General features: G+C 62.5%; 25 protein-coding genes. 14 read left to right on the plus strand and 11 right to left on the minus strand.

Translation table 11 applies throughout. From position 1 onward, the window contains the following. Positions 1 to 510 precede the first annotated feature (510 nt). Positions 511 to 1,773, plus strand: coding sequence for a hypothetical protein (locus V7D81_RS13375; RefSeq protein WP_324317036.1), 1,263 nt, complete (start codon positions 511 to 513; stop codon positions 1,771 to 1,773). A 391-nt stretch (positions 1,774 to 2,164) separates the two neighbouring features. After that, complete coding sequence (locus tag V7D81_RS13380) at positions 2,165 to 4,210, plus strand: AAA family ATPase (RefSeq protein ID WP_324317037.1); 2,046 nt, start codon at positions 2,165 to 2,167, stop codon at positions 4,208 to 4,210. A gap of 198 nt (positions 4,211 to 4,408) precedes the next feature. On the opposite strand, the gene V7D81_RS13385 is transcribed toward V7D81_RS13380, so the two are convergent. The 4 genes from V7D81_RS13385 to V7D81_RS13400 all read right to left on the minus strand — a co-directional run bounded on the left by V7D81_RS13385 (position 4,409) and on the right by V7D81_RS13400 (position 7,862). Continuing rightward, the gene (locus tag V7D81_RS13385) at positions 4,409 to 5,662 is read right to left on the minus strand and encodes an RNA polymerase sigma factor (protein ID WP_324317038.1); all 1,254 of its coding nucleotides are present in this window, start codon (positions 5,660 to 5,662) and stop codon (positions 4,409 to 4,411) included. 9 nt (positions 5,663 to 5,671) lie between these two features. After that, entirely contained in the window at positions 5,672 to 6,022 is a 351-nt protein-coding gene (locus V7D81_RS13390; RefSeq protein WP_324317039.1) for a YciI family protein, read from the minus strand. A gap of 98 nt (positions 6,023 to 6,120) precedes the next feature. Next, positions 6,121 to 7,038 carry an acyltransferase gene (locus V7D81_RS13395; RefSeq protein WP_324317041.1) on the minus strand — a complete coding sequence of 306 codons (918 nt, stop codon included), beginning with the start codon at positions 7,036 to 7,038 and terminating at the stop codon, positions 6,121 to 6,123. A 17-nt stretch (positions 7,039 to 7,055) separates the two neighbouring features. Beyond that, positions 7,056 to 7,862 carry a DUF3750 domain-containing protein gene (locus V7D81_RS13400; RefSeq protein WP_324317043.1) on the minus strand — a complete coding sequence of 269 codons (807 nt, stop codon included), beginning with the start codon at positions 7,860 to 7,862 and terminating at the stop codon, positions 7,056 to 7,058. A 182-nt stretch (positions 7,863 to 8,044) separates the two neighbouring features. On the opposite strand from V7D81_RS13400, the gene V7D81_RS13405 reads away from it, so the two are divergent. The 3 genes from V7D81_RS13405 to V7D81_RS13415 are packed head-to-tail and all read left to right on the plus strand — an operon-like array spanning position 8,045 to position 9,790. Beyond that, a complete protein-coding gene (locus V7D81_RS13405; RefSeq protein ID WP_324317045.1) occupies positions 8,045 to 8,518 on the plus strand; it encodes a hypothetical protein in 474 nt (157 codons plus the stop codon). Next, a complete protein-coding gene (locus tag V7D81_RS13410) occupies positions 8,515 to 9,201 on the plus strand; it encodes a HupE/UreJ family protein (RefSeq protein WP_349257656.1) in 687 nt (228 codons plus the stop codon). The genes V7D81_RS13405 and V7D81_RS13410 overlap by 4 nt, the downstream gene beginning before the upstream one ends. Before the next feature lie 7 nt (positions 9,202 to 9,208). Further along, positions 9,209 to 9,790: a hypothetical protein gene (locus tag V7D81_RS13415; RefSeq protein ID WP_324317047.1), complete on the plus strand. Its 582-nt coding sequence runs from the start codon at positions 9,209 to 9,211 to the stop codon at positions 9,788 to 9,790. Positions 9,791 to 9,797: 7 nt separating this feature from the next. Here the strand turns inward: V7D81_RS13415 and V7D81_RS13420 are convergent, their stop codons facing one another. Next, the gene (locus V7D81_RS13420; protein ID WP_324317049.1) at positions 9,798 to 10,211 is read right to left on the minus strand and encodes a lysoplasmalogenase family protein; all 414 of its coding nucleotides are present in this window, start codon (positions 10,209 to 10,211) and stop codon (positions 9,798 to 9,800) included. Between the two features lie 258 nt (positions 10,212 to 10,469). Between V7D81_RS13420 and V7D81_RS13425 the strand changes: the two genes are divergently transcribed. Further along, complete coding sequence (locus V7D81_RS13425; RefSeq protein WP_442958352.1) at positions 10,470 to 11,387, plus strand: aspartyl/asparaginyl beta-hydroxylase domain-containing protein; 918 nt, start codon at positions 10,470 to 10,472, stop codon at positions 11,385 to 11,387. 78 nt (positions 11,388 to 11,465) lie between these two features. On the opposite strand, the gene V7D81_RS13430 is transcribed toward V7D81_RS13425, so the two are convergent. After that, positions 11,466 to 11,813 carry a DUF6152 family protein gene (locus tag V7D81_RS13430; RefSeq protein WP_324317054.1) on the minus strand — a complete coding sequence of 116 codons (348 nt, stop codon included), beginning with the start codon at positions 11,811 to 11,813 and terminating at the stop codon, positions 11,466 to 11,468. 167 nt (positions 11,814 to 11,980) lie between these two features. On the opposite strand from V7D81_RS13430, the gene V7D81_RS13435 reads away from it, so the two are divergent. From V7D81_RS13435 to V7D81_RS13455, 5 genes are all read left to right on the plus strand, one after another. Continuing rightward, on the plus strand, positions 11,981 to 12,301 hold the full coding sequence (locus V7D81_RS13435; protein WP_324317056.1) for a DUF6122 family protein: 321 nt from the start codon (positions 11,981 to 11,983) through the stop codon (positions 12,299 to 12,301). Positions 12,302 to 12,427: 126 nt separating this feature from the next. After that, positions 12,428 to 14,236 (plus strand): carboxylesterase/lipase family protein, encoded by a 1,809-nt coding sequence (locus V7D81_RS13440; RefSeq protein ID WP_324317058.1) that lies wholly within the window; start codon positions 12,428 to 12,430, stop codon positions 14,234 to 14,236. Between the two features lie 15 nt (positions 14,237 to 14,251). Further along, the gene (locus V7D81_RS13445) at positions 14,252 to 14,800 is read left to right on the plus strand and encodes a glutathione peroxidase (RefSeq protein WP_324317060.1); all 549 of its coding nucleotides are present in this window, start codon (positions 14,252 to 14,254) and stop codon (positions 14,798 to 14,800) included. Between the two features lie 178 nt (positions 14,801 to 14,978). After that, positions 14,979 to 15,539, plus strand: a complete 561-nt coding sequence (locus V7D81_RS13450; protein ID WP_324317062.1) for an NADPH-dependent FMN reductase — start codon at positions 14,979 to 14,981, stop codon at positions 15,537 to 15,539. A gap of 102 nt (positions 15,540 to 15,641) precedes the next feature. Then, the gene (locus V7D81_RS13455; RefSeq protein WP_324317064.1) at positions 15,642 to 16,613 is read left to right on the plus strand and encodes an MBL fold metallo-hydrolase; all 972 of its coding nucleotides are present in this window, start codon (positions 15,642 to 15,644) and stop codon (positions 16,611 to 16,613) included. A gap of 7 nt (positions 16,614 to 16,620) precedes the next feature. Here V7D81_RS13455 and V7D81_RS13460 read toward each other — a convergent pair whose 3' ends face one another. The 5 genes from V7D81_RS13460 to V7D81_RS13480 all read right to left on the minus strand — a co-directional run bounded on the left by V7D81_RS13460 (position 16,621) and on the right by V7D81_RS13480 (position 19,533). Beyond that, positions 16,621 to 16,959 (minus strand): DUF2195 family protein, encoded by a 339-nt coding sequence (locus V7D81_RS13460; RefSeq protein ID WP_324317066.1) that lies wholly within the window; start codon positions 16,957 to 16,959, stop codon positions 16,621 to 16,623. Between the two features lie 20 nt (positions 16,960 to 16,979). Beyond that, entirely contained in the window at positions 16,980 to 17,489 is a 510-nt protein-coding gene (locus tag V7D81_RS13465; RefSeq protein WP_324317068.1) for a hypothetical protein, read from the minus strand. 90 nt (positions 17,490 to 17,579) lie between these two features. After that, entirely contained in the window at positions 17,580 to 18,305 is a 726-nt protein-coding gene (locus tag V7D81_RS13470) for a glutathione S-transferase (RefSeq protein WP_324317070.1), read from the minus strand. Positions 18,306 to 18,322: 17 nt separating this feature from the next. After that, positions 18,323 to 18,895, minus strand: a complete 573-nt coding sequence (locus tag V7D81_RS13475; RefSeq protein WP_324317072.1) for a type 1 glutamine amidotransferase domain-containing protein — start codon at positions 18,893 to 18,895, stop codon at positions 18,323 to 18,325. A 92-nt stretch (positions 18,896 to 18,987) separates the two neighbouring features. Beyond that, on the minus strand, positions 18,988 to 19,533 hold the full coding sequence (locus V7D81_RS13480; protein WP_324317074.1) for a hypothetical protein: 546 nt from the start codon (positions 19,531 to 19,533) through the stop codon (positions 18,988 to 18,990). A gap of 196 nt (positions 19,534 to 19,729) precedes the next feature. Between V7D81_RS13480 and V7D81_RS13485 the strand changes: the two genes are divergently transcribed. The 3 genes from V7D81_RS13485 to V7D81_RS13495 all read left to right on the plus strand — a co-directional run bounded on the left by V7D81_RS13485 (position 19,730) and on the right by V7D81_RS13495 (position 21,530). Continuing rightward, the gene (locus V7D81_RS13485; RefSeq protein ID WP_324317076.1) at positions 19,730 to 20,161 is read left to right on the plus strand and encodes an RcnB family protein; all 432 of its coding nucleotides are present in this window, start codon (positions 19,730 to 19,732) and stop codon (positions 20,159 to 20,161) included. A gap of 141 nt (positions 20,162 to 20,302) precedes the next feature. Next, positions 20,303 to 20,821, plus strand: coding sequence for a Spy/CpxP family protein refolding chaperone (locus tag V7D81_RS13490; protein WP_324317079.1), 519 nt, complete (start codon positions 20,303 to 20,305; stop codon positions 20,819 to 20,821). 349 nt (positions 20,822 to 21,170) lie between these two features. Next, complete coding sequence (locus V7D81_RS13495) at positions 21,171 to 21,530, plus strand: RNA recognition motif domain-containing protein (protein WP_324317081.1); 360 nt, start codon at positions 21,171 to 21,173, stop codon at positions 21,528 to 21,530. Positions 21,531 to 21,545: the final 15 nt, after the last annotated feature.

Genomic DNA, 21,545 nt, shown 5'->3' on the forward strand with positions numbered 1-21,545 from the left:
CGGTTGCCGGGTGGGATTTGCACCCACTGGAAAAGCGCCGCCTTTCACGGCGCACGCCAGGAGCGGACATGCGAGCATGGCGCGGCTCGGTGAGCTGCCAGCGTCGCGGAATAGACCAGTCCCCTTTGCCGGTCGCTCGCGGTTGATCCTTACGAAGGCTCTTCGTAGCCTCAATCGTGGGGCCGCGCTGCGGGGCTTCCACCGCGCGCAGTTCATGTAGCGATTGAACGCCGCGTAGGACCCGTGAGAGAGCGGCACCTTCGCTGCGAAATCGCAGCCCTCGCACGGACCCGCTGAAGACACCTGGCAGCCTATCGCCACAGGAATTCGATCGACAGACGAAAAAGGCCGGATCCGAAGACCTGGCTTTCCCCGATTGTTGACAGCAGGCCCGCAGCACTAGCGACCTATGACAGCGCTCCTTCATATGGGCCTTGAGGCGGAAAAGGTTGCGCGGGGCGCGACTACTCAGACACCATCGGACCACAACAAGAAGCTGCGGGTGAAGTCATGGACGCTATTCGGGAGCAGGTCGCTGGTGTTGTCGAAAGCTGGGGTCGGACATTGGAGACGGCAGCCGCGAATCCTAGCGGCTGGCAACCTTACTTGCCGAACTCATCGTTAGCGCAAGTGGACGAAGCGGTTCAGACCGTTTCACATTGGCTGAACAGAGTTCGCGCGCCAAATGGATTCGCGCCTGGCTTTCATGTCGCTCGGTCAGTTGCAGCCACCACCCTTCCTGGTCTGACTGGAGCGGCTCAGCAGCTCGAAGCCGGTCAATACAACCACTTTCCCTCGTTCCTGGGCAGTCTTCTCAGTCTGCTGAACGCGATCCATACGATGGTCGTCTTCTCTCAGAAGGATGAGGCAATGGCGACGGTCGGCGACCTATCGGCAGAGCTTTCGCAAGCACTGGCGCTCATCAATACTGCTCAAGGCGAGCTAGCGCAGAAAGCTCAGCGGCTTGATGAAGCGACCAACGTTGCAGACACTATCGATGCGATTCACACGGACATCGAGAAGAAGCAGGAGGCCTCTGCTACCGCGCTGGAAGACATCGATACCAGCAAAGCAGCAGCAGCGGCTGCATTGGTAGAGGCGAAGGAGTCGACGAACGAAGTTGCAGAATACGCTGAGGGCCTGAAGGTACTCGCAACTGACGGAGTAAAGCTGAAAGACCGGCTCGACGCCTTGGTAACAAGAGCAGAGGGCCTAGAGAAGAAATGCGCGGATCAACAACAATTGATTGACTCGCTACTGCCGAAGGGTGCCAGCGCAGGACTAGCTGCCGCGTTCGCGGCTAGGGGCGGCAATCTCGAGACGACGAAATGGGTTTGGATGGGCGCCTTCGTCGTGTCACTTCTTTTACTCGCGGGTTTCGCTGTCTACCTGTCGACACTGAAGCCGCCACCAGGGGAATATTGGTCGTTCGTCCTGTACCGCATCACGCTCGCCGCCCCGTTGGTCTGGTTGACTTGGTTCGCTGCGATTCAGTACGGCAATACAGTGCGTGTGCAAGAGGACTACGCATTCAAGGAGGCGACATCCAAGGCGTTTCAGGGATATCGGGATCACATGCAACACTTGGCCAGCATTGACGACGAGCAGGCGGGTTCAGCGATGAGCCTCATGGCTCAGCGCACCATCGAGATCCTAGCGCGTGAACCCCTGAGAATATTTGGACGCACCCACCACGATGCTTCGCCGGCCGCTGTGGCGGCATCAATGATCGACCGGGTTCGCGGCAAGGGCTCCCAGAACGCAGAGGAATAGGCCCACCGCCTACTATGGTGCCCGCGTACGAATCGCGGTACGTCATCAGCGACCGCATCGTAATCATCGAGAAAAAAGTAAAAATTCTCGTTTCCTTCGATTCCCTCCACCGATTTTCGGTGCCGGGCCGGAACCGCGAAAGCGTCGTCACGGATCACGTCGAAGAACACAGTAGAGATTACGATCGGCGCGCTCAGTGAGACTGCCCTGGTGAAGGTCGCGGTTAGGAGCAGATCCCCTCTCGAAATACGTAAAGCCGATCTGCAACCTTGAGGTTCAAATCAGATTGTCTTGTGCACTATCAGCTGGCGAAAGCGCGAGCACCGCAACAAGCACCGCGAACTAGCAGGACATTAATAGTCTCAGCACCCAGCATGCCGGAGATCAAGCAATGAAAATAAGAAAACTCCGAATTGAGAATGTAACGTCCTACAAGGAGTCGACCGAGTTCATCTTCGACAAGGGGGTGAATATCCTGATCGGAACGAACGGTGGCGGCAAAACGAATCTTCAGAAGATTCTCGCCCTCACGCTCACGAAGTACTTTATCCATCAGTACGACTTCCATCACGACGACAACCGAACGGGAATCGATCTCGTCGATATCTACAACGATCGATTGACGAGAAGAATGTTCCCGAAGCACTCCGGAGAAGACGGACCTCAACGCATTTACATCGAGCTGATTCCAGAACAACAAGACATCGACAACATTCGCGCGATCGGCACAAACCTCGCGGCCTTGAACGATCAACTCGACTACTGGGAGCGACGTTATGAAAGTTACGCGCCGCTCACGCGAGTCGACCAGATTGCAGCGTCGGAATTCTTTAGCTACCGAATCGACGATCTCGTTCTGCAACAGCCGGTCGAGACCGAGCCGGCATGGGCGTTTCTTGAATATTTGAGAACCTTCTTCATTTTTCACCGAGTCGCAACCGCCGTTCCTGGCATGAAACTTACGTCTCCAGTGTTTTTCTTTTCATCAGAAAGGGCTGCTGAGCGAAATTTCACTGTTCAGGCAGGTCAACTTAACGAACAGAGTTACTTCCAAGGGATGCGGACGACTTATAACGCGGCGACGGGACAGTCGGTCAACCTCATGCAGTGGGGGGCGCAGCACTTCGTGAGGCTGTTTCGAAAAGCATCCCGGGAGGCATCAAGGTCGCGCGGTAAGATAGTTACAGAAGTTTTTGAAGCGATGACGGACGTGCAAGTCCTCTCTCGCTATCTGCGGCAAATGGGCTACCGATGGGATTTCGGCTCTGATGTTGACGAACTTCAATATCAGTTCACGTTGCTGAAAAACGGGAGGCAGATCACTCCCGACATGTTTAGCTCCGGCGAGAGAGAAATCGTGCATTTCCTCTTGGCCCTGTTCGCGCTCAACGTTCGCGGCGGTCTGGTCCTTGTCGACGAGCCGGAGCTCCTTCTTCACCCTAGATGGCAGCGGATCTTCCTGGGCCTTTTCCGGGACCTCGCACCCGAGAGGCAGAGTCAATTCATCGTGTCGACTCACTCGCCAACATTTGTAACGCCGGAAACAATTGACAGCATCACGAGAGTCTTCCGTGGATCGTCCGGCGGTACGCGAAGAGTTGCCTTGCGTGATGTCAACCTGCCAAACAAGGCGAGCCTGGTGCGAATGATCAATAGTCACAACAACGAGCGCCTTTTCTTTGCCGACAAGGTAGTGCTCGTAGAAGGAATCAGTGACAGATTGGTGATCGGTTCATTGTTAGATTACTTAGCGCGCCTTGTGGGTGATAGCTCCGCTGTGGAAGTGATCGAGGTCGGGGGAAAGGGTAATTTCTCCGACTACCGCACCGTGCTTGCAGGACTTGAGACACCGACATATACGATCGCGGATCGGGATTACCTCAATGAGATCGGCGCCAACGGCGTGGGTGCTCTGTTCGAAGAAAGCTACGACAAGCAGTGGGATGTATTGACTGGTGGTAAGAGCATGGATCGATCCACTCTGGTTGGAAATCTGCGCAACGCTGTCACATCCGGCAATTTGGAGGAGCTGCGGAAATTCTACGATTATCTCAGCGCCCGCCTTGTCCGGCTGAAAGCGACCCTCACTGATGCTGATCGCGCACTTCTTGTAAACGAGCGGAATCGACTCGCAATAGAGAATGTATTCACGCTTAGGGCTGGCGACATCGAGGATTACCTGCCAGACGGTGTCAGGACCGTGAACGCAATCGTCGAAATGACCCGAAATCGGCACTGGGTCAACAGTGTCCCGGATGCGGCTCGACGAGAGGAGCTCGGGGAGATCGGTTGTGCGGTGCTTGGCGTCAGCGACGAAGTTCGAGGCGAGATACTCGGCAAATTCCGAGCAGCGACGATCCAGTTCCCCGAAGCGCTGGTTTCCGTCGCAACGCAACCTTCCGCGGCCGGCGGAGTGGAGACTGTCAGGCCAGCCTGACTAAGGCGCATACGATTGCGAAGGAGTCGTGCGGCGCCGCGAGCGACACTCGGACGAGTGTCCGGATCGGTTTAGCACCGAGCCATGTCTGCTTTGGGTCGGAAGCAGACATGACCCAATTACGCGCTACACAACTCGGCTGCATCGCCTGACGACCCATCTGCGATCAACCCGCAACTACGCCGCCGGTTGGCTTCTTCAGTCGGACCGCTCGACAACCGCGACTGCCCTCTGACGAAACAACTCCGCCAGCGCATCGTTGCCTGCAAGGTCGGCAGCCGCGCGATAGGCGACGGCGGCACTCTCATGGTCGCCCAGAGCGGCATGCAACTCGCCGAGTGTGGCGCGATACACCAGCGAGTCCTGCACGTCTTGCAGCGAGCTGCTTGAGATGAATTCGTCCAGGGCGGCTCGCGCTCCCTGCGCGTAACGCAGGGCAATGATGCGGTTCAGGCTGACGACAGCGCTCGGATACAACTCATCGAGCGCATCGTAGTGAGTGAGTCTTGCTTTCAAGTCGGTCGCGGCGAGGGGAGCGGCTGCTCCACGCGCCGGGGAGAGGGGGGCTCCGGTGTGATAGCGCGAGAGGGCGCCACCGCCGATCGCTGCATCGAAATGGCGAAAGCCCTCGGCGATCAGCGCGCGGTCCCATTTCGATCGATCCTGGCGAGCCAGCGGAATCGGCTGACCGTCTCTGTCGATGCGTGCGGGCAATCGGGCAGCCGCAAAGCACAGCAACGCAGCCAGCGCGTGTGTCGGCGGCTCATTGGTCGTCGGATGCGCGGCGAGAATTCTGGCGAGACGCAGTGCTTCCATGCACAACATCGGTCGCGACCACTGCTCGTGACGCGTACTGAGATACCCGGCGTCGAACAACAGATAGATGGCCTGCAGGATGGTCGGCAGGCGCTCTTCGACGACTTCGCGCACCGGCGGCAATTCGAACGACACGGCGAGATCGCGCAGCTCGCGCTTGGCGCGCACGATGCGTTGGGCAACGGATAGCGGCGTCGCCAGCAGCGCGCCCGCGATTTCGTCCACGCCGAGGCCGCAGGCAAGCCGCAGAGTCAGTGACAGGCGTGCCGGCGCCGACAACGCCGGGTGACAGCAGTAGGCGATGAGATTCAGCAATTCGTCCTGCAGTGCCTCCTCGCCCGGGAAACTCGTGTCCGACGCCTTCTCGGCACTGGACTCGACTTCTGTCGGCACCTCGAAGCGCGCGCGGCGCAACCGATCCGTCAGCGCATTGCGAGCAGCCGTATGAAGCCAGGCGGGCGGGTTGCGCGGAATTCCCTGCAATGGCCAGGTGCGCATCGCTGCAATCAACGCGTCCTGCACCGCATCTTCGACCAGGTCGATCCGGGCCGTACCCACGCGTCGCGTCAGCATCGCCACCAGCCGACCTGCCTCGCGACGAAACAGGTCGGCCAGCAGGGTGTGAGCATCACTCACGTCGGCATCTCATTTGACGAATTCGATTTCGCGCAGCTCCATCCAGCCGAAATCGAAATGAGGACAATCTGCCAGCGTCGCTCTGGCAGATTCGTAACTGTCGGACTCGAGGATGAACAGGCCGCTGACGACATCCTTGGCTTCCGCGAACGGTCCGTCGCTGGCGACGACCTGTTCGCGCTGGCGCTGCAGGTGTTTGCCGCCATCGTCCTTCAGCTTCGCGCTGATCTGGACCCGGCCAGTCGCTCGCAGTGTGTTGAACCAGGTCGAGTAGCGGGCGACGACCTCCTGCATCTGGCCCGGACTCATCTGAGTCAGTACGGAAGGATCTTCGTGAAACAGGATGGCGAACGACTTCATGGCATCTCTCCAGGAAATTTGCGGTTCCGGCCGGGCGGCAATCACCCGGTTCGGGAGCCATGACGAACGAGCCCGACGCAAATCGACACGCCGAGGCGTTATCCCGCGCGCTGCCCTGTCCGCCCGTCCGCACGCATCGCGGCAATGCGCGCGTCCTTCTGGGACCACAGCTCATTGATCCACTGCTGCGCCTGCTCGCGCACCGCCGGATCGTTCTCGTAGCTGCCCACTGCGAGTGCAGCCGGAATCGGCAGCTCGCGTATGTGAACACGCACTTCGGGAATGCGGTCGGCGAACAGATCCTTCAGGGTGCTGCGACCTTCCGGATAGACGATCGTCACATCCAGGACGGACTGCAATGCATCGCCGAGCGCATTGATCACGAATGCGACGCCGCCCGCCTTCGGACGCAGCAGATACAGGAACGGCGACTCCTGCTGGCGATGCTTTGCCGGCGTCAGGCGCGTGCCTTCGACGAAGTTCATCACCGACACGGGGATATGCCGGAATTTTTCGCAGGCGCGTCGCGTCGCTTCGATGTCACGGCCCGCGAGTTCAGGATGCTTCGCGAGCGTTTCCTTCGAATAGCGCTTCATGAACGGGAAATCGAGCGCCCACCATGCGAGCCCGAGCAGCGGCACCCAGAACAGCTGGCTCTTCAGGAAGAACCGCAGCAGCGGAATACGGCGATTGAAGATCGCCTGCAATACCGGGATGTCGACCCAGCTTTGATGATTGGCGAGCACGAGGTAGTGCCCGTCGTAGCGCAAGGTCGCGTCGATCTCGACGCTGAAGCGCAGGCGCGTCAGCGTGCGGATCATCGCGGAGTTGAAGCCGATCCAGCTTTCGGCAATCGCCATGAGGGCGCGATCGCAGACGCCGCGAATCGCATGAACCGGCACGCAGGCCTTGATGAGGGCGATGACGAACAGCGGAGTGACGTGCAGCACCGTGCTCGCGATCAACAGCACCGTGGCGACGGGCACGCGTAGCCAGGTCGGCAGAGGAATACGCATCCGCCGGACTATGCGGGTCAGGTAGCGTTGTCGGCAACCGCGGGAACTGCGGCGGCGCCGTGGCTCAATGTCACAGGCTCGGCATTGCCGCCGGGGCCGATGCGTCCGATCAGCGGCAGTTTGAGCGACAGGCTGCGCGGATCGACGCCGAAGGTGAGACCGAGCAGGTTCACTTCAACGCCTTCTTCCACGCCGACCAGCACGCCGGCCACGCCGAAGAGATTCACCTGTCCGCCCGTGCCGCTGGGCGTTGCGCCCACCGACTTCAGGCCGAGGTAATCCTTGCCAATCGCGGTCGGTGGCAGATCGACGCGCAGTTCCGGCACTTCGCGCGCGACGAAAGCCGTGAAGGTGTTCGAGTTCGGTCCCGGCCAGACACGATAGGCGTCGCGATAGGGATAGCGTTGCACCGCGTCCTCGATGCGATCGATGAGCGCATCGACGCCTGCGCCGCGCACGTCGCTCAGCAGTTCGGGACGATTGCCGTACCAGTAGCCGTCGGCGGGACGGTCGTCGCGCACGACGACCACGTTGCCGGTGCGGCGCAGGCGATAGCCGATGACTTCATAGATCAGGAATTTGTCGGCATCGCTGCGCTTGGCAGCGATCCAGGTATGGACGCCGAAGTAGCCCTTCCAGCTCACGGTGCGCGCGGAGTACACCTGCACCACGGCTTCCGGCGTTGCGAGCGGATCGGGCGCGAGGCCGGACGGCCCGCGATTCGCGGAACGCCAGTCGCGCGATCCCGTGACGGTCAGGCAGCCGACAGCGAACAGACAGACGAGGGCCAGCAACAGGAAACGGACTTTCCGGGTGAACAGCATGTGCAACGACAACCTTGGAATCGCGGGCGCTACTGTGCCCGAAGCTGCGACCGCGCGTACAGGAACTCGCTCCGCCGTGGCGGATCGAGCGAGTCTCCACAATTCCCGACGCGCCGGCGTTGCGAGCCCGTACATCCTTTGCGGAGAATCCGCGCCATCCTCTGGTCATCACAAGAACGATCATGCGCATCCTGCTGCCGGCCGCCCTGACCCTGCTGTTACTGGGCTGTGACTCGCCGGCACCCCCCGCGCCGCCTGCGTCGCAGACATCGTTCGATACGACCACGAGCGTCAAGGAACTGATGGGCTGGATGATCGATCCGAGTGCCCGCGCGCTCTGGGCCTCCACCGGTTCCGAAGAAACGGCGGAAGGCACGCGCGATTTCGCGCCCACGACGGATGAGGAGTGGACGCGCCTGCGCAGTCACGCCGTCACGGTGCTGGAATCCGGGAACCTGCTCATGCTCCCCGGACGCGCGCGCGATCAGAACGACTGGACGAAACTGTCGCGGGCCATGACCGACACGGCACGCACCGTGCTCGAAGCCATCGAAGCGAAGGACACCGAGGCGCTGTTCGCGACCGGCGGCGATCTGTACCAGACCTGCACGGATTGCCATGCGCTGTACCTGATTCCCGCCGGACCGTCGCAGTGAAACCGCTCGCGCGTACGCTGCTCGCCGCGACATTCCTTCTGTTCGCGACGCTGGCGGGCGCGCACAACGTCGGCGAAAGCGATCAGCAGTTCCTCGCCGGCAATGCCGGGCCGCAGATCGGCCCCTTCATCTATCTCGGCGCCAAGCACATGGTGACGGGCTACGACCATCTGCTGTTCCTGGTCGGCGTGGTGTTCTTCCTTTATCGACTGCGCCACGTCGCGCTCTACGTATCGCTGTTCGCGCTCGGTCACAGCGCCACGTTGCTGGCGGGCGTGCTGTGGAACTGGCAGGTGAATGCGTATCTCATCGACGCCATCATCGGCCTGTCGGTCGCGTACAAGGCCTTCGACAATCTCGATGGCTTCCGCACGCTGTTCGGCTTCGAACCGGCGCCGCGCCTGGCGGTGCTGGTGTTCGGTCTGTTTCACGGCATGGGGCTCGCGACCAAGCTGCAGGAACTGAACCTGTCGGCGAACGGACTGGTGACCAACCTGATCTCGTTCAACGTCGGCGTCGAGATCGGCCAGTTCCTGGCGCTGGGCGCCGTGCTGATCGCGATGAACTACTGGCGTCGCACCACGAGCTTCCTGCGTCACGCCTACGCCACCAATGCGCTGCTGATGACCGCGGGCTTCGTGCTCGCGGGATTCCAGATCAGCAGTTACGTCCTCGCCGGCTGAGTCTCCCATGCAAGCACCATCCGCGATTCCTGCCGTATCGAAACGCAAACTGCTGGCGACGACGGCGCTGTCGCTGCTCGCGGCGGTCGTCATCGTGCTGGTCGCGGTGCTGCCTGCCGAGTTCGGCAAGGATCCGACGGGCCTCGGCCAACTGCTCGGACTCAAGACCATGGGTCAGCTCAAGGTCAACAGCGCCGGCGGCGAGGAGATCGTCGCGCACTCGCACGAACGCAAGCCGCGCAACGCGCGCATCGAGATCGCCGTGAACGGGCGCGAGGAACTCGAATACAAGGCGCAGTTGGAAAAGGGCGAACCGCTGCTCTATCACTGGAGCGTGCAGGGCGGACCGGTGCATTTCGAATTCCACGGCGAGCCCACCGCAGGCAGCTGGCCGGAAGGTTACTTCCGCAGCTACGAAACGGGCGATACCGATCAGGGCCGCTCGGGTTCATTCGTCGCGCCGTTCACGGGGCGTCACGGCTGGTACTGGCGCAACGACAGCGACGATCCCGCCGTCATCGTGCTCGAGGCCAGCGGTTACTACTCGAAGCTGGCGCGCATCGACGTGGGGCGCGCGCGAATCGAATAGCCCTCTGCTACGACGCTCGATCCGTCGCCGGTTCGCCGGAAGCCAGCAGCCCGCAGACAATCAGCAACTGCGCCGCGGCGTAGGTGATCCAGATCGTCGGACCGACCCACGGCGCACTCCACAGGAATTTCGACAGGGCGATCAGGCTGTCTGACGCCATGAACAGCAGCGCGCCGAGCGGCAGCAGCGCGGCGTCGATACCGAGCAGCGCGTCGCCGCTCGCCGAGAACAGCAATGCCAGCACCAGCAACGGCCGCTGCGCACGCCATGCGGCCGCGGCCAGGAACAGACACAGGGCAGTCTTCAAGATCACGTGAACCGGCTGCGGCTGCTGCACCGACAGCATCAGGTACGCGGTCGCCGCGACCAGCGCAAAGATCACCAGCAGTCGTAGCGTCTTGTCGTCGTTGATGGCCAGCATTGTTTTTTTCTCATTTGATTGGCGGACTGCGGACGCGCCGTACCTGTTCGAGCAATGCCTGCGGCATAGGCCGATTCGGCAACATCGAGCGGACCCGCACCCGCGCTGACGACGTGACCGATCGGGCATGGCGTCGCGGTCGCGTGAATTGCTCTCGATCGATTCGTTCGTCTGCGGCGCAGTGCCGTCATGATGAAAGCGTCGTAATGATTCTGCCTATCTGGACGCAACCCGCGGGCCCGGCGGTAGAATGCCGGCATCATGAATGGATTCTTGACCGCCCGGAACATCCTCATCGCGATCTTCCTGTCGACCGCCGCCTACGTACAGCTCCGCGGTCGGGTGCATCACAAGTTCTCGCGCCTGTTCGCCGATCACGCCAACCTGATGGCGCCGTACAACACGCTGATGTACCTGTTCTCGGCGGTACGCGCGAAGCCGTATGCCGACATCAGGCAGTTCCCGGAACTCGCGCCCGTCACGGCGCAGTGGCAGATGATCCGCGAGGAGGCGCTGAAGCTCTTCGACGAGGGCTACATCCGCGCTGCCGCGAAGCACAACGACATCGGCTTCAATTCATTCTTTCGCACCGGCTGGAAACGTTTCTACCTGAAGTGGTACGGCGACTTCCTGCCCTCGGCTGCGGCGCTGTGTCCGAAGACGGCCGAACTGCTCGCCGGCATTCCGTCGATCAATGCCGCGATGTTCACCGTGCTGCCGCCGGGCTCGCGGCTCGGCGAACATCGCGATCCGTTCGCCGGCTCTCTGCGTTACCACCTGGGACTCGTCACGCCGAATTCGCCCGAGTGTTTCATCGTCGTCGATGGCGAGAAGTACTACTGGAAGGACGGCGAGGCGGTGATGTTCGATGAGACGTACATCCACACCGCCGAGAACCGCACCGACGTCACGCGCGTCATTCTCTTCTGCGACATCGAGCGGCCGCTGTCGAATCCCTTGCTGCGCTGGGTCAATCGCGTGATCGGCCGCGGCATGGTGAAGGCCGCCGCCACCGAGAACGTGCCGGGCGAACACGTCGGCGTGCTCAATCACGTCTTCGAATACCTCTACAGGATCCGGCTCGTCGGCGTGCGGCTGAAGAAATGGAACAAGCCGGCGTACTACCTGGTGAAGTGGGCGCTGATCCTCGGGCTGGTGTACCTGATTTTCTTCTGAGCTCTTCCTGTGGGGCCGGCTTCAGCCGGCCGGAGAATGTCAGGCTGAAGCCTGACCTACAGAAGAAGGGATCGGCGTCTAACGCAGCTCGACCGTCTTGCCGCCGACAGTGATGCGCTCCGCGCGCATTTCGCTCTTGTCCTCGAGATGCACGTAGCCTTCGACCTGCGCCGACGCGCCCGCGACTAGCATCTCCTTCGACAGACCGCGACTCTCCATCCGCCCGGGCGGCGCGAGAATCACCTTCCATGTGGCGTCGTCCGTCTTCAATGTCGCCGTACCGTGCGGATTGGCGTAGCTCGACGCCTCGATCGTCCCGCTCAGCTTGACCAGGGTGGTGTCATAGCCGCTCCAGCCGTGATGCGCGAGCGCAGCGACCGCGAACGACACAGCCAGGACTCCAGTCCACAGATGCATGGATTTCATCGCGCACTCCCCGCAGGTGAGATGGCCCGAGTCTGAACCCGGACCGCGGTCCGTGACCATCCCATGAAACGCGTACTCGATACGACCGCATCGATCCCGAGACCGGCCGGCCGTGGCCGACAAGGATTCGTCGCGACAGGCGGCGCAGGACCTGCGACAGTCCGCGCATGTCTGCGCGTTCGATTGCACATCTTCTCCTGCACGCTGCGGTGCCCGGCCTGATCGCCTGGCTGTTCTTTCGCCAGCAATGGCGCCGCGCCTGTCTGATCATGCTGGCGACCATGATCGTCGATCTGGATCATCTGCTCGCCGAGCCTCTTTACGATCCGAACCGCTGCAGCATCGGCTTTCATCCACTGCACCGGTGGCCGGCGATCGTCGTCTACGGACTGCTGACCGTGTCGCGCCGGACGCGATTGATCGGGCTCGGCCTCGTCATTCACATGGCGCTCGACGGGGTCGATTGCATCGTGATGAAGGCTGGCTGAAGCAGAAGAGGAGAATGCCCATCGGGTTGAACGACCTCTACAAGAAACGACAAGAGCGGGGACACCTGCATCCGGAAGCGCTATACCTCGACGTTACAAAGACAACGCGTTTCCGGGGGATTTCACATGCATTGCCGCCACCCGATCGCATTCGCGATCGTCGCCCTGATGCTCCACGGCTGTTCGAAACAACCCGCGCCCGAACCGGTTGCGGCCGATCCGCTGGTCAGAAAAATCGATGCAGGCGAACTGCGCGGCGTCGAACAGCCGAACGGCAGTCGCGCCTGGCTCGGCATCCCGTATGCGAAGCCGCCGGTGGGCGAACGCCGCTGGCAGGCGCCGCAGCCGATCGATCCCTGGCAAGGCGTGTTCGCCGCGGATCGCGACGAGCACGTCTGTCCGCAATTCGTCTCGCCGCTCACGCAAGGCGTGGCTGACAGCGACGGCGACGGCATCGTCGGCGATGAGGATTGCCTGTATCTGAGCGTGTACGCGCCGGCGAATGCGACGAAGCCGCTGCCCGTGATGTTCTGGATCTTCGGCGGCGGCAACAACAGCGGCTACGCCGCCGACTACAACGGCTCGACGCTCGCACAGACGCACGATGTCGTCGTCGTGACCGTCAACTACCGGCTCGGTTCGCTCGGCTGGTTCCGTCATCCCGCCCTGCTGGCCAATGTGGCCGAAGGCCCGGCGCGCTCCGGCAACTGGGCGGATCTCGATCAGCAGCTCGCGCTGCAATGGGTGCAGAAGAACATCGCGACGTTCGGCGGCGACCCGAACAATGTCACGATCTTTGGCGAGTCGGCGGGCGGCTTCAATGTGCTGAGCCTCATGATCTCGCCGCAGGCGAAAGGCCTCTTCCACAAGGCCATCGTCGAAAGCGGCGGCCTGCGCACGATGAGCGTCGCGAGCGCGGTCAACTACAGCGACGACGCCGAACCCGGCACGGCTTTCAGCAGCCGCGAGATCGTCAACAAGATTCTGGTGCGCGACGGCAAGGCGACCGATCGTGCGGCAGCGAAGAAACTGCAGACGACCATGACCGACGCGCAGATCGCGGAACTGCTGCATGCGCAGTCCGTCGCCGGCTTCCTCAAGCTCTACAACCCCGAAGGCGCGCGCAACTATCCCTCGACCCAGAAGATCGCCGACGGCACGGTGTATCCGACGCGTCCGGTGATCGAGCTGTTCGCCTCGGGCGACTACAACCGCGTGCCGGTCATCCTCGGCACCAATCGCGACGAGCGCCGCATCTACATGTATCGCCTGCCGCGCTGGCAGGAGGTGCTGAAGAAATCGCCCGACGACTACGTGAAGTTCGCGAACTATCCGAGCCTGCAGTGGAAGTACACCGGCGTCGATTCGCTGGCGCGCGCCATGAGTCCGATCGAGCCGGCGGTGTTCGCCTATCGTTTCGACTGGGATGAAGGCGGCAAGCTCGGCGACATCGACCTGTCGGTTGCGGTGGGCGCGGCGCACTCGACCGAGATCGCCTTCGTGTTCGGCGACTGGAACATCGGTTTCCTGCCGCCCGACGCGATGTATCCGCCGGAACGCCACGCGGCACGCGATGCCCTGTCGAAAAGCATGATGTCGTACTGGGCACAGTTCGCGTACGCGGGCTCGCCCGGCAAGGGCCGCGATGGCAACGAAGTCGAATGGAGTGCCTGGAAAAATGCTGCCGGCGAACCGAAGACGCTGATCCTCGACACGCAGGAAGGCGGCGGCATCCGCATGATGAACGAGGAAGTCACGGCCACCAGCGTCAAGGAACGCATGCTGGCCGACCGGTTCGCGGACCAGCGGTTGCACTGCGAAGCCTATGCGCTCGCCTTCAGCACAAACGCGCAATTCGACCCGAAGGAATACGCTACGCTCGGCGCCAAAGGCTGCAGGCAGTACCCGCCCGCGAGCTTCAAACCCAGCTTCTGACCGGAGGACCTGCGCATGAGATTCACCGCACTGATCGCACTTTCGCTGTTCGGCCTGAGCGCGCATGCCATCGACTGCCCCAAGTCCGACATCGACGCCAGCCAGCGCCGACTGCTCGGACCGGCCGAGAACATCTGCCAGACCTACGGCGGCAAGGTGCTGCTGGTAACGAACGTCGCCAGTCATTGCGGCTTCACACCGCAGTACGAAGGGCTCGAAAAGCTCTACAAGACTTACGAAGGCAAGGGCCTGGTCGTGCTCGGCTTCCCGTCGGGCGACTTCAACAACCAGGAATTCGAGGACGAAGGCGAGATCGCGAAATTCTGCAAACAGAATTTCGGCGTGACCTTCCCGATGTTCAGCCGTTCTTCCGTCAAGGGGCCGGACGCGAATCCGCTGTTCAAGGGACTGGCCGCGAAGACCGGTGCGGAGCCGGGCTGGAACTTCAACAAATACCTGGTCGGCCGCGACGGCAAGGTGATTGCGCACTTCGGCAGCAAGGTGACACCGGACAGCCCGGAACTCACGAAGGCGATCGAGGCGGCGCTGGCGAAGGGATCCTAGACCTCTCAGTGGGGCCCATTCTGCCTGTGGGGCCGGCTTCAGCCGGCCTTTCTTTAGGGAGTCAGGCTAAAGCCTGACCTACAAGCCTGACCTACAGAAGAGCCCGGCATTCCCGCACTAGCCGACCCTGTCCGCACCGCACAGAATCGGCGAGCCCCACTTCTTCGAGACTCGCCTCATGACCACGATCATCGGCCTTTCCGGCAGCCTGCGCCGTCAGTCCTTCAATACTTCCCTGTTGCGCGCCGCGACTGAACTGATACCAGCCGGGACGACGATCGAGATCGGCAGCATCCGGGACATCCCGCTCTACGACGGCGACCTCGAAGCGAGCGACGGCATTCCTGCAGCTGTCGCCGCGCTGAAGGATCGCATCGCCGCCGCCGACGGCCTGCTGTTGTGCACGCCCGAGTACAACAACTCCATTCCCGGCGTGATGAAGAACGCCATCGACTGGCTCAGTCGGCCGGCGGACGACATCGCCCGCGTCTTCGGCGGCAAACCGGTCGCCGTCATGGGCGCTTCGCCCGGTCCCTTCGGCACGCAGCTGTCGCAGAACGCGTGGCTGCCGGTGTTGCGCACGCTGCGGACACAACCCTGGTTCGCCGGCCGGCTGATGGTGTCGCGCGCCGGCAGCGTGTTCGACGAACACGGCAACCTCATCGACGAGAAAGTCCGCGGCCAGCTGCGGCAGTTCGTCACAGGCTTCGCGGAATTCGTGCGCAGCTCGAATGGCTGACGTGGCAGCCCGACGCCCGCAGCGCAGCGCCGGCCCATGCGGTCTTCAGACCGCCGCGATGCTGGCAGAATGACATCCTCGCCAGCGAACGCCGCCACCGACATGTCGACCTATTCTCCCGACCATCCGCAACAATTCGTCCAGCAGCTCGCTCACGACATCAGCGTGATCGACACGGGCTTCGTGCACGAGCTGTTCGATGCCAGTCATCTCATCGTCGGCAACGGTCGCGCCGCCTATGTCGATACGGGAACGAACAACTCCGTACCGCGCCTGCTCGCCGCACTGGAATATCTCGGCCTCGATCGATCGGCGGTGGATTACGTCATCCTCACGCACGTGCATCTCGATCACGCGGGCGGTGCGGGCTTGCTGATGCAGCAGCTGCCGAATGCGAAGCTCGTCGTCCATCCGCGCGGTGCGCGGCACATGATCGATCCGACGAAGCTGATGGAAGGCGTGCGCGGGGTTTACGGTGCCGAAATCGCGGCGCGCGACTATGGCGAACTGGTACCGGTCGCGGCCGATCGCGTGCTCGAAACCCACGACGATCTCGTTCTGGAACTCGGCGATCGTCCGCTGCGCTTCGCAGAGACGCCGGGACATGCGCTGCATCACGACTGCATCTGGGATGAAGCGAGCCGCGGGTGGTTCACCGGCGATACATTGGGGCTGGCCTATCCGGCACTGACCACGCCGCGCGGCCGGCACGTCATTCCCGCCACGGCGCCAGTGCAGTTCGATCCGCCGGCATTGCGCGCCTCGATCGAGCGGATGTTACGGGCGCAGCCGCAAGTGCTGTATCTGACGCACTACGGCGCAGTCGGCAATCCCGAGAACATCGCGCAGCAGTTGCTGTCCCAGGTCGATGCGATGGTCGAAGCGGCGCTCGAACTCGCGGCCGCACCGGATCGCCATGCGCGCCTCAAGGCCGCATTCCAGGACATCTACATGACCGAACTGCGGCGCTGCGGATCGACCGACAGCGACGAGAAGCTGCACGCGCTGCTGGCGACGGATGTGGAGCTGAACGCCCAGGGCGTGGGCGTATGGCTGGACAAAGCGAAGCGGTGAACCGGGTTCAGCCGGCGCAGCCGATGAACAACGAGTATCGCTCGCCGTACGCAATGCCCGCATCGGGATTGATCAGGAAGGCGTAGTTCTGCTTGTTCAGCGAGGACAGCACGCCGGTAGCGATCACTTCGCTGCGCGGACCGGCGGTGACGCGATAGGAAATCAACGCCGACTTGCAGCCGCACTCGCCCGTGCTCTTGCGCACCGTCCAGGTCGTCGGCAGGAACAGGGCGCTTTCGATCTTCGCAAGCTTCGCCGGCTGTAACGCAATGCATGCATCGAGCGAGTTCTCGATGGCGACGTCGCCCTGCGCGCTGCTGCACGCGCTTACGAGACCGATTGCCATCACTGCGAACGCGCGCCGGTTCATTTCTTCGTACCGCCATTGGTCGAACCGGGCTTGTACTTGATCTGCAGCGTCAACACCTTCGTCCCCTGCTTCATCGCCGACCGCAACACGCCGAAGAAAGTCGTGTCGACTTCGATGCAGCCGTGGCTGTAGCCCTTGGTCGAATCGTGCAGATAGAAACCGCTGCGTGCGGGACTGCAGGTCGTCCGCGTCGCTGCGTTGGCCGGCTCGATGCGGACGCGGTTGTGGCCCCAGTTCGCCCAGTACGGTTCGCATGCACCTGCCTCGGCGCCGCGCGGAATGGATTCGACGCGCCACGACGGTTCCAGGCGGCAGATGCCGGCGCCGTCGTCGCGCGCCGAAGTCCCCTTGATCAATGGCACTCGATACAGCCCTTCGGGTACCGGCCCCGCTTCCGGCAGGCACTGATCCGCCGGCGTCTGATGCCCGGGCATGCCCGAAGTCGCCTTGAACTTTCCCTTGCCCGTCCAGGTGAGGACGGTGCCGTCGTACAGCATGTCTGCCATGGAATTCTCCCGCCTGGCGAGGCGACGGCGGACAGCTTAGCGAGACGGCATTTTCGCCGTCAAAGCGCGACGGGACACTTGCGCTCCGGCTCAGGGGCCGTCGAGCTCCGGATAGTGTCTGAAAATGCCTTCCTGGTTGAAGGCGATGCGGCGCGGCGACGCCAGATACGCCGCGATGCGCGGCTCGGACGCGATGCGGTCGTGCAACGCGACGACACCAGGGACTCTGCGCTCGGCGGCGTGCATGCACTTCGGCATCGCGTAGCGCAGTCCCGCGACGATCTGGAACAGGGAAAGATCGGCGTACGTGCATCGGCTGCCGACGAGAAAGCCGGCGCCATTGCGCGTCAGAACCGTCTCGAAGTAGCCGAGGAACTTCGGCACCCGATGCTTGCGGAAATCCTGCGCACGGCGTTTCGCCTCTTCGATCTGCTCTTCGTAGTAGAGACCCACGCCGATCGGGTGATGCACGTCGTGGATCTCGACGAGGAAGTCGGCGAGCGTGAGCTGTAATTGATGCGCCCACAGCTCGCCGGCCTCCTCCTGTGGCGCGAGATCATGCCGGCGGTCCAGGAACAAAAGGATGGTGGCGGGCTGACCGGTGGGGAGTTCGCCCGCCTTGAGCCACGGCGGCGCGAACGGCGGATGCCGCAGCTCCGGCCTACGCATGGCGCGCATCAGCGCTTCCTCGCCGCCGCCGTGAGCCTCATCGGTTCTTGCCACATCCACATACGCTGCGCCGGCGTATTCGAGCGCGAGACGCACGAATTCACCGCGGCCCTGGATGCCGGGCCAGTAATGAAGTTCATACTGCATGGCGACGATCCGTCCGCTCAGCCGGCCTTGCGCTGCTCACGTCGTGCATGTTTGCCCTCGGCGATCTCCTCGATGATCCTGGCGCAGAACGCGTCGAGATCGTCGGGATTGCGGCTGGTGATGATGCCGTCGTCCACGACCACTTCCTTGTCCACCCACTTGCCGCCGGCATTCTTCACGTCGGTCTTGATGGACTTGTACGAAGTCACGTTGCGACCGCGTACGGCGTCGAGTTCGACCAGCAGCCACGGGCCGTGGCACACCGCAGCAACCACTTTTCCTGACTCGAGGAAGGCGCGCACGAACTTCAGCGCCTTCTCATCGACGCGCAGCAGGTCAGGATTGATCTGACCGCCCGGCAGCACCAGCGCGTCGAATTCGTCCGGCTTCGCTTCGTCGAGCGTGCGATCGACCTTGACGCTGTCGCCCCAGTCCTTGTGTTTCCAGCCGCGGATTTCGCCGGCCTGCGGCGCAACGACCGTCACGGTCGCTCCGGCATCGCGCAGTCTCTGCTGGGGAACCTGCAGTTCGGATTGTTCGAATCCGTGTGTAGCGAGAATCGCTACTTTCGCCTTGCTGATCTGGGCCATGGCACTTCTCCTCTGCTGTGAGGAACCAAGACATGACGATGCAGAAGGTTCCGGGCCGGGCACGGATTTACAGGGCTACCGGAGAGCTTTGTTCAATCGACCATCGTGCGCAGCCGCTCATCCGCATCGCGCGCGATCAGTCCCAGCACGCGAATCACGCCTTTGAAGCGTGCGGCAAACAGCACGGCCGGATCTTCGATATGCGTCCGGGCGGGAATCCATCTGTAACTGGCCGCGGCGAAGTCGAGCTGGCGGATGGCCTTCTCCATGCGCTTGCGCACGTCGCGCGGCAGCACGCGACTGAAGACGACGATGAGGCGATCGAAACGCAGGCGCAGGTCGCGCAGCGCGTTGTCGAACAGCGGCGCATAGCGACGATAGTTCTCGGGCGAGTACTCGGGAATCCATTTCGCGAGCATGAGATCCCAGACGTCGCGATAGTCGGCCGACGTGCCTTCCGGCAGCGAATGGCCGGACAGGTGGATGAAGTGGGCTTTCCACAAGTGGCATTCGAGCCGGACCTGCAGCATCGCTTCGAGGAAAATCTCGAAAGGATCGGACGACAGCCGCGTTGACGAGGAAACGGTGTCCTCGCCACGAACCCGCAACACCGCCTGATTACCGAGATCGACCGTCATTTCCCTGTCCTCCCTGCGCGTAAAGTACCGCGCGGCCTGCGGCACGGCCAGCGGAATCCGGCTGCGATTTTTACTGAATTCGTCCGGATGCGTGCCGCGGGGCTGAACGCAGACTGACCGGAATCGTTCAGCGATGCATCAGCCGGCTCGCGCGATAGTGTGCCCGCGCCGGATGATCCGGCTCGAGGAGATCACGATGAAACGCCTGCTGGTTGCTGCTCTGGCTGCATCGACGCTGATGGGAACGGTCGCAATGGCGGATTCGCATGCACGCGACCGCACGCGCGACGAACGCGTCTGGAACGATCGTCGCGACAACCGCGACCATCGCCACCGGGACGATCGCAAGGATCACCGCCATGACCGCCACTACGATCATCGCCACGAGGGCCGCTACAAGGTCGTGCGCTACGCGCCGCCGCACGGGTATCGTCCGCACGCGTGGTATCGCGGCGCGCGTCTGCCGGCTGCGTACTACGCGCCGCGCTACGTCGTCTACGACTACGGCACCTATCGCCTGCGTCCGCCGCCGCGCGGCTATCACTGGGTGCGCGTCGACAACGACGTGGTGCTCGCGGCCATCACGACGGGTGTCGTGATGCAGGTGATCAACGGCATCTTCTACTGATGCTCAAACGATCGCTGAACGGGCGCGATGCTTTCATTTGGTTACAAAAGTCCTGCAGTCTTCCCGGAGCATGACGCTCCGGGAGCTGTCGAACTCTGCGTCATCACGAAGCCGATTCGTCCATCGATCCAGGAGAAATTCATGACCCCGAACAGATTGCGCACGTCGATTCTCGCCGCCTGCGCGGCACTCACGATTGCCGGCGGCATCGCCTATGCCGGTGTCGGCGCCGACGGCAAGGACGCGGGCCAACGCCACGGCCATCACATGCATCGTCACGGCGGCGCGCCGCTGATGGGAACGCTGCGGCAGCTCGATCTCACGGACGAACAGAAGCAGAGCGTCCGCTCGGTCTTCGCGAACACCCGGCAGCAGCGCGAGGCATTGCGCGATCAACAGCGCAGCAACCGCACCGCGCTCGCCAGCACGATGCCCGACGATCCGAAGTATCCGGCGCTGATTGCCGACCGGAAAAAGCTCGCCGCCGACGCGATCCAGCAGTCGAGCGATACGCAGACGCAGATCTACGCGCTGCTCACCCCCGAGCAGAAGGCGCAGATCCCGCAGCTGCTGGCCGAACGCAAGGCCCGCTGGGAGGAGCGTCGCGAGCGGTTCAAGGAGCGCCGCAACCGGGACGCCACCGATCAGGCGACCTCGTAAGCCCCGTCCGGCCCTCCCCGGCAACGCGGAGGGCCTTACGGGCCCAAGTCGTTGTCACAGCAACGATCAGGGGCCGGATTCAGGGAAATCCCGCCCCTCTTTGTGACCAATCCCCCATAAATGGTGATTTCCGCGCCCCGACAAACGGGTATAGTCGCGACCGGCTCGAGACCCTGCCTTTTGCCTTCCTTGATCGGTAACAAAGTCCGCCCAAGGTATCCAAAACCGGTTGTTCCCGATCCAGGAGACCGATCCGCGCCCACCCGGGGCAGGAAGGTCGTTGTCAGTTTCCGCCTGCTTCCGACTTCAAGCACGAAGCGCTGCAGGCTTTCTCAAAGGTCTTTTTTGAATGAGCAAGATTTACGTGGGCAACCTGCCCTTTTCCGCCGATGAAGCTGCCGTACGCGAGCTGTTTGCGCAGCACGGCACCGTGGACTCGGTCAGCCTGATCAACGACCGCGAAACCGGCCGTCCTCGTGGCTTCGGCTTCGTCGAAATGCCCCGCGGCGACGCGGAACGCGCGATCCAGGCGCTCAATGGCCACAACATGGGCGGACGCCCGCTGAAGGTCAATGAAGCCCAGGACAAGCCCCGCGGCGGTGGCGGCGGTGGTCGTGGCGGCTTCGGCGGCGGCGGCGGTGGTGGCCGTGGCGGCTACGGCGGTGGTGGTGGCGGCGGCTACGGCGGCGGCGGCGGCGGTCGCTGGTAATCGCTGCTTCCAGCA

The sequence above is a fragment of the Povalibacter sp. genome (assembly GCF_036735925.1).
In the GTDB taxonomy this organism is placed as follows: Bacteria; Pseudomonadota; Gammaproteobacteria; order Steroidobacterales; family Steroidobacteraceae; genus Steroidobacter.